Source organism: Oleiphilus sp. HI0086 (assembly GCF_001635225.1).
Map to the genome: position 1 here is coordinate 1 of NZ_LWFZ01000643.1, position 8,035 is coordinate 8,035.

Annotated in this window: 6 protein-coding genes; 2 read left to right on the forward strand and 4 right to left on the reverse strand. The window is 45.2% G+C overall.

All coding sequences use genetic code 11. The features are described 5' to 3' along the window. Together A3756_RS08840 and A3756_RS08845 are read left to right on the forward strand one after the other, a co-directional pair. On the forward strand, positions 1-324 hold a 324-nt coding region (locus A3756_RS08840; RefSeq protein ID WP_197481256.1), incomplete at its 5' end, for an NAD-binding protein. Between the two features lie 215 nt (positions 325-539). Continuing rightward, positions 540-1,769, forward strand: coding sequence for a hypothetical protein (locus tag A3756_RS08845; RefSeq protein ID WP_068508950.1), 1,230 nt, complete (start codon positions 540-542; stop codon positions 1,767-1,769). 66 nt (positions 1,770-1,835) lie between these two features. On the opposite strand, the gene greA is transcribed toward A3756_RS08845, so the two are convergent. From greA to dapB, 4 genes are all read right to left on the reverse strand, one after another. After that, on the reverse strand, positions 1,836-2,312 hold the full coding sequence (greA, locus tag A3756_RS08850) for a transcription elongation factor GreA (RefSeq protein WP_068508948.1): 477 nt from the start codon (positions 2,310-2,312) through the stop codon (positions 1,836-1,838). Positions 2,313-2,483: 171 nt separating this feature from the next. After that, positions 2,484-5,690, reverse strand: coding sequence for a carbamoyl-phosphate synthase large subunit (gene carB / locus A3756_RS08855; RefSeq protein ID WP_068508947.1), 3,207 nt, complete (start codon positions 5,688-5,690; stop codon positions 2,484-2,486). 110 nt (positions 5,691-5,800) lie between these two features. Then, positions 5,801-6,931, reverse strand: a complete 1,131-nt coding sequence (carA, locus tag A3756_RS08860; protein WP_068553352.1) for a glutamine-hydrolyzing carbamoyl-phosphate synthase small subunit — start codon at positions 6,929-6,931, stop codon at positions 5,801-5,803. Between the two features lie 349 nt (positions 6,932-7,280). Next, a complete protein-coding gene (gene dapB / locus A3756_RS08865) occupies positions 7,281-8,033 on the reverse strand; it encodes a 4-hydroxy-tetrahydrodipicolinate reductase (RefSeq protein ID WP_068553353.1) in 753 nt (250 codons plus the stop codon). Positions 8,034-8,035 lie beyond the last annotated feature (2 nt).

Below are 8,035 nucleotides of genomic sequence, written 5' to 3' on the forward strand. Positions count from 1 at the left end.
CTTGACCCAAAACGGGCACAGGGGTTCAAGGAACAAGGCATTAATATTATATGCGGTGATGGTGATGACATTGAGTTCTGGGAACAGGCCCCATTAAGCGACATAAAACTAATTATGTTAGCCCTGCCTTCAGTCAACGAGATGAAGAACATTATCTATCAGTTGAAGCATACTTCTTATTCAGGAAAAATTTCCGTCATTGCACAATATGAAGACCAACAAAAAGAGCTAATGGGTTTAGGTGCCGATATTGCTTTCAACTACTATGCAGAGGTAGGAACTGGCTTCGCTGAGGAAAGCATCCACTTATTAAAAGGGCAATAAGCTCTTTTACACAACACAAACCAAAATTTTATCGAACACGTCTTTCTTTTTATTCAGGAAGACTTCACTGCGAATAAGACTCTCTATTAAATAATTCTCTCGTGTTGTGACGACACGCGCTAACTTAAAGACCAAAGAGTTCGACTTCGAACTATTCTATTATATAATGATCGCTATTCAACATATTGAGACATTAAAGGAACATTGATCTTATAATGAATAAGGAACAACTGAATCTACTCGAAACACTGGAGAACAAAGGCGATTACGAACAACTAATTACGAATATTAGATTGATTCTACAAAGCGACCGTAAAAACTATGCGCACCCTTATATTAAGCGCTGGTGCGGCATTCGATGGAGAAATATATTTCTAACCGAAGCACTTCAAGACAATATTGCTTTAAAAAAAGCAGATAAAACCAAACTACTTGGCCGCAAAGACAAGCGACCAAACAAACAAAAACTTGCAGAACAGTTTTTGAGGGGCGATGAAATACGGGAATGGAAACTGGAAATCCCCGAATTTAAGAGCACAAATAGAGTTCGTAATACTACGCTAATATTCTCACCCGGTCTGTTGAATGGCATGTTGCCTGTTAGGGCTTTTCAAAACGCCTTCCCTAAAATCCAGGACGAGCTCGGTATAAGGATTATACGAGCAGACAATCACCCTATGCGCGGTTGCAGCTCTAATATTGATGACTTGATCGCCGCGATTGACCACGGTGCCGGATTAGCAGCTGACACAACAACAATCCCACCGTCCGAACAAAAGACACCCGGAGATATATTTTTAATTGGTTACAGCAAAGGTGCTCCCGATATCTACGAACTGCTCGCGCAGCGCCCCGATTTAAAAAACAAAATTCGCTGTATCTATAATTGGGGAGGAGCCATCGGTGGCTCCTATTTAGCGGATGACATATATAACTCGATTAAGAACCTAGACATCCCTAAAGTTGAAAAAGCATTAGCAAGCTTCTTATCGCTCATTTCACCCGCAATAAACCTCAAATCTGGCACGTTTAGACGTATGGATGAATACAATGTAAAAGAGGCGGTATATGATCTGACAACTAAAGCGCGAATGTCCTTCCTAGATCAGAATAGAGAATTATTTGATTCTTTAGACATCCCTATTTTTAACATCACGGGTTCGACAACAGCGCTGGAAGTACCTTATTTTCAAATGCAGGGCGTAATGGAGTTAAACAAATACGACGCTCATAATGATATGCAGCTTACCCAAGCTCAAGCAAAAATAAAGACCGGCATGTCAGCAGATCTAGCCATGTTAAACGCACATCATTGGGATATGTCCTACGATGCATTCCCTAAACTAATGAGATTTGGGTCACCAAACCTAGACCATCCCTTTCCGAAAGAGGCTGCCCTAAAAGCCATGATTAAGCTAGCTATTGAATTAGGCTTAATAGATTAGTAACTAACCAGGAAGGCAAAGGCTGAAGTCAATGCTAACCTCAGCCTTTTTAAAAGATGATCAAGATTAAACGTGAAGCACTTCATCAATTTCATACTCAACGATTCCGCTAGGCACCTGAACGCCTACGGTATCACCTTCTTCTTTACCAATAATCGCTCGAGCGATTGGTGAAGAAATAGAGATTTTGCCTGCCTTGATATCAGCCTCATCATCACCAACAATGTGATAACGAACTTCTTCATCCGTATCGATATTGATCAATGAAACCGTGGTACCAAAAATAACTTTTCCTGTATGAGGGATAGACTTAACATCGATAATCTGGGAGTTTGAAAGCTTACCTTCCAGCTCCTGAATTCGACCTTCTATAAAGCCTTGCTGCTCTCTCGCTGCATGATATTCAGCATTTTCTTTTAGATCACCGTGCTCACGCGCATCGGCAATCGCTTCGATAACCTGTGGGCGCTTTACAGTTTTCAATTCTACTAATTCTTCTTGAAGGGCTTTTTCGCCTTCAACAGTCATTGGAATTCGATTCATCTTCCTTCCTTTATTCTTTTACCATATTTAGTGAGAGCTCTTCTTTCAGTCACGCTTATACTCATCATCAACAAGCAATTAATTCGAGTTATCAAAAAAGAGCCATCTGTATAAACAGCTGAAAAAAATAACCCGAAGCATTAGCTCCGGGTTATAAAATAAACGAGTTTTCTAGTGTAAGTCTTGAAGTCTACGTACGTGCTTCTCAGCACCAAAACGAATAGCTCGTGCAGTTGCATCACCACCAGCAAGAGTCGTACTGTAAGCAATCTTCTTCTGCAAAGCAGATTGTCTGATTTGAGCAGAGTCTGCGATGGCTCGTCTACCTTCAGTAGTATTAACAATCAGGTCAATATCGCCATTCTTAATGGCATCAACAACATGCGGACGACCTTCTTGAACCTTATTAATAGACTCAACTTCCAAGCCTGCCTCTGCTAGCGCTTTCGCAGTACCGGAGGTTGCGACCAAAGCGAAACCAATTTCGTTAAGCAGGCGTGCCACTTCAATTACGCCTTCCTTATCAACTTCTCTCACGCTCAAGAACGCCTTACCGCCGCTCGGCAATACACCACCTGCAGCAATAACTCCTTTAGCAAAGGCTTCATCGAAGGTATCACCGATACCCATAACTTCACCCGTTGACTTCATTTCAGGGCCAAGGATCGGGTCAACAGATGGGAACTTGTTGAACGGGAAAACAGACTCTTTGACACTGAAGTGCTTAGGCACCACTTCCTCGGTAAAGCCCGCCTCTGCCAGGGTTTTACCTGCCATACAACGTGCAGCAACCTTCGCCAATGAAGTGCCAATAGCTTTAGAAACAAACGGTACTGTACGTGATGCTCGAGGGTTAACCTCGATCACGTAAATCAAACCATCCTGATAAGCCAACTGGACGTTCATCAAACCTACAACACCAAGTTCTAGACCCATAGCTTTAACGACTTCCTTCATCTCTTCCTGAACTTCTTGAGACAAGGTATATGGAGGCAATGAACAAGCCGAGTCACCCGAGTGTACACCCGCCTGCTCGATATGCTGCATGATTGAACCAATCACGACATCTTTACCATCACTAATGGCATCAATATCAACCTCAATCGCCGCGTTCAAGAAGTGGTCTAGCAAGACAGGGCTGTCGTTAGATACGCTAACCGCCTCCTTCATGTACTTAACTAGCTCAGCTTCGTTATAGACGATCTCCATTGCACGCCCGCCCAATACATAAGATGGACGAACAACTAGCGGATAACCGATTTCAGTCGCTTTAGTAATCGCTTCTTCATGGCTTCGAACCGTGGCATTTTCTGGCTGACGTAAGCCCAAGCGCTCAATCATTTGCTGGAAGCGCTCACGATCTTCTGCACGGTCGATTGCATCTGGGCTAGTACCAATAATTGGCACTCCAGCTTCTTCTAAACCACGCGCAAGCTTAAGTGGCGTCTGACCGCCATAATGCACAATCACGCCCTTTGGCTTCTCTAGCTGAACGATTTCTAATACGTCTTCCAGGGTAATTGACTCAAAGTACAAACGGTCTGAAGTATCGTAATCCGTTGAAACCGTCTCTGGGTTACAGTTGATCATGATGGTCTCGTAACCGTCTTCACGCATGGCAAAGGCAGCATGAACACAGCAGTAATCGAACTCAATACCCTGGCCAATACGGTTAGGGCCACCACCGATAACAATGATCTTTTCTTTGTCAGTAACCTGAGACTCACACTCTTCTTCATAGGTTGAGTACATGTAAGCCGTGTTCGATGAGAATTCTGCAGCACAGGTATCAACACGCTTATAGACAGGGCGAATATCGAAGCCCTGACGTAGCGTACGCAATTCTTTCTCGGTAATACCAAGTAGCTCTGCCAAACGGTGATCAGCAAAACCCTTACGCTTAAGACGAAGCATCGCTTCAGCAGTCATGTCTGTGCGTGTCATATTCGATACAACACACTCTTCTTCAATCAAATCTTCAATCTGAACCAGGAACCAAGGGTCGATGCCGCTTAGCTTGTAAATTTCATCAACCGACATGCCAGAACGGAAAGCATCACCGACATACCAGATACGCTCGGCACTCGGGTTACGAAGCTCTCGAATCATCTCTGATTTAGCATCTTCAGAAGCCAGATCCAATTTCGGCTCGAAGCCGTAAGAACCGACTTCCAAACCACGTAAAGCTTTCTGTAGCGATTCCTGGAAGGTTCGGCCAATAGACATAACCTCACCTACCGACTTCATCTGTGTCGTTAGAATCGGATCTGCCTGAGGGAACTTCTCGAAGGTAAAACGAGGAATCTTAGTGACAACATAATCGATTGATGGCTCGAATGAAGCCGGCGTTACGCCACCTGTAATATCATTCTGCAACTCATCCAGGGTATAACCAATCGCCAATTTAGCGGCAACTTTGGCAATCGGGAAACCGGTTGCTTTAGACGCCAAAGCAGATGAACGCGATACACGCGGGTTCATCTCGATAACCACCATACGGCCATCTTTCGGGTTCATACCAAACTGGACGTTTGAGCCACCAGTTTCAACACCAATCTCACGCAGTACTGCCAAAGAGGCATTACGCATTATTTGATATTCTTTATCGGTCAGCGTTTGTGCCGGTGCAACGGTAATCGAGTCACCGGTGTGAACACCCATCGCGTCAAAGTTTTCGATAGAACAGATAATGATACAGTTGTCGTTCTTGTCACGAACAACTTCCATTTCATATTCTTTCCAACCAATCAGGGACTCATCAATCAAAAGCTCGTTCGTGGGTGACAGGTCCAAACCACGCTCACAAATCTCTACGAACTCTTCTTTGTTATAAGCGATACCGCCACCACTTCCACCCATGGTGAAAGAAGGTCGAATAATACAAGGGAAGCCTAAAGAGTCTTGCACCTGAAGCGCTTCTTCCATGCTATGAGCAATCGCAGAACGCGGTGTTTCAAGGCCGATTGCCTTCATTGCTTTATCAAAGCGCTCACGATCTTCCGCTTTGTCGATGGTATCAGCATTCGCTCCAACCATTTCAACGTTGTACTTATCAAGCACACCTTCGCGCTCTAGGTCCAATGCACAGTTCAATGCAGTCTGACCACCCATTGTTGGCAACAACACGTCAGGGCGCTCTTTCTCGATAATCTTTTCAACTGTCTGCCAGGTAATCGGCTCGATATAAGTCGCATCGGCCATTGCAGGATCAGTCATAATGGTTGCCGGGTTAGAGTTAACCAAGATAACTCGATAACCCTCTTCGCGAAGCGCTTTACACGCTTGAGCACCTGAATAGTCAAACTCACAGGCCTGCCCGATGACGATAGGGCCGGCGCCTAGTATTAGAATACTCTTTATGTCGGTACGCTTTGGCATTTAATTCTTTCCGTTCTCTAAGAGTTAGGTTGTAAATAGCTAAGGTGCTCACTCACAACAAAATAGGTTCACTTTCAGCAAGTATTTTGCTGACTAAACAACAGTACTAATTACTTAGCACGAGCTCTCATCGTATCGATGAAGCGGTCAAACAAAGGCGCGACATCATGCGGGCCCGGGCTCGCTTCGGGATGGCCCTGGAAACTAAACGCTGGAGTATCCGTGCGTTCAATACCTTGTAAGGAACCATCAAATAGAGACTTATGTGTTGCTTTTAGACAATCTGGTAGTGAACTCTCGTCCACTGCAAAACCGTGGTTCTGACTGGTAATCATCACAGTTTTGTCTTCTAGATTCTGTACCGGATGGTTCGCACCGTGGTGACCAAACTTCATCTTTTCAGTCTTCGCGCCACTCGCTAGCGCAAGTAGCTGGTGACCTAAGCAAATGCCGAATACCGGAACCTTGGTTTCCAGTATGTCTTTGATTGCTGCAATCGCATAATCACATGGCTCTGGATCGCCCGGGCCGTTAGATAGAAACACTCCGTCAGGTGACATAGCCAGTACATCCGCAGCAGGCGTTTTCGCTGGAACAACTGTTAGTTTACAACCACGCTCCGCGAGCATTCTTAGAATGTTATTCTTAACACCAAAGTCATAAGCCACAACATGGAATTCTGTTTCGCTTTGCTCGCCATACCCGTCAGTTAGTGACCACTCAGCTTCTGTCCAAGAGGCCTGTTCAGTGCGTGTCACCTCTTTCGCCAAGTCCATACCTTTTAGACCAGGGAACGACTTCGCAGCGGCTAGCGCCTTTTCTTCACTAATGTCATCACCAGCGATAATGCAGCCATTCTGTGCACCTTTTTCACGCAAGATTCGCGTCAAACGGCGTGTATCAATATCTGCAATCGCGACAATGCCGTTTTCTTCAAGGTATTCGTTAAGAGGCTTTTCTGAACGCCAGCTACTCGCCAATAAAGGCAAGTTACGTATAACCAAGCCTGCTGACCAAATTTTATCTGACTCAACATCTTCGGCATTAACACCGGTATTTCCGATATGCGGATAAGTCAAAGTTACGATTTGTTTTGCATAGGAAGGGTCAGTCAGGATTTCTTGATACCCGGTCATCGCTGTATTAAATACAACTTCCCCGATGGTTTCACCGTCTGATCCAATGGAGACTCCTTTAAAAATGGAGCCATCTTCAAGTGCTAAAATTGCAGGTTTTGTCAACGCCAGTTCCTCGTCGTAATCGGCTAGGAGAGAATAATAAAGATACCGTCTTTAGGCGGGTTTGAAGTGGCCTTCAGAAACTACACGCTAGGTATAAGCGATAAGCATCTGGTCCCCGAGCAGGCATTCAAAGCAGCATTTTCACACAGATAAGTTGCAAAAAAGCGAGACGGAGCTTACCCCACCTCGCTTAAAATTCTTATACTTGCGCGCGCTTCAATGTTAACCCTGCTGATACATGCGGGCTTTGAATAGACAACCACTATTCAAACGGCGGCATTGTACACATTTATGACAATTATGTCTATCAGTGAGAGGCAGTTCATAGCGCATTTTTTAGCCAAGCCACTTATTTCAAATTCAGAACATCTCGCATTTCATACAAGCCAGGCTTCTGACTCTGCAACCAGGCTGCAGCACGAACTGCACCCCGAGCGAAAGACATACGGCTAGACGCTTTGTGAGTAATCTCTACACGCTCACCTTCGCCCAAAAACATCACGGTGTGATCACCGACAACATCACCACCACGAACGGTCGCAAAACCAATAGTTTCTTTATCACGTGCACCGGTTTGACCTTCTCGCCCATAAACCGCAACCGAGCGTAAATCCCGATCCAAACCATCGGCCACCGCTTGCCCCATCGCCAGTGCAGTACCAGAAGGCGCGTCAACCTTATGTCGATGATGAGCTTCGTAAACCTCAACATCGTAGTCGTCACCCAAAATTTCAGCCGCTTTTTGAAGCAGGTTCAGGCAAACATTTACGCCTGTACTAAAGTTGGCAGCCTTACACATTGCCGCAGAAGACTGAGCCAATAACAACTCCTCCTCTTCTTCAACGGTAAAGCCAGTCGTTCCGATAACAATACCCTTACCATGCTCCGCACATAACTTAGCATTTGCCAAGGTCGCTACGGGCGCAGTGAAGTCAATCAAGACATCGAACTGACCAATCACTTCAGACAAGCTACCTGAGACAACAACACCGTTCGCACCCACACCTGCTAACTCTCCAGCATCCGTTCCGACAAGGGAACTTTCTGGGCGCTCAATGGCTGCCGTTAGCTCTGCTTCAGAAGATAGACCCACGGCCTCAATTA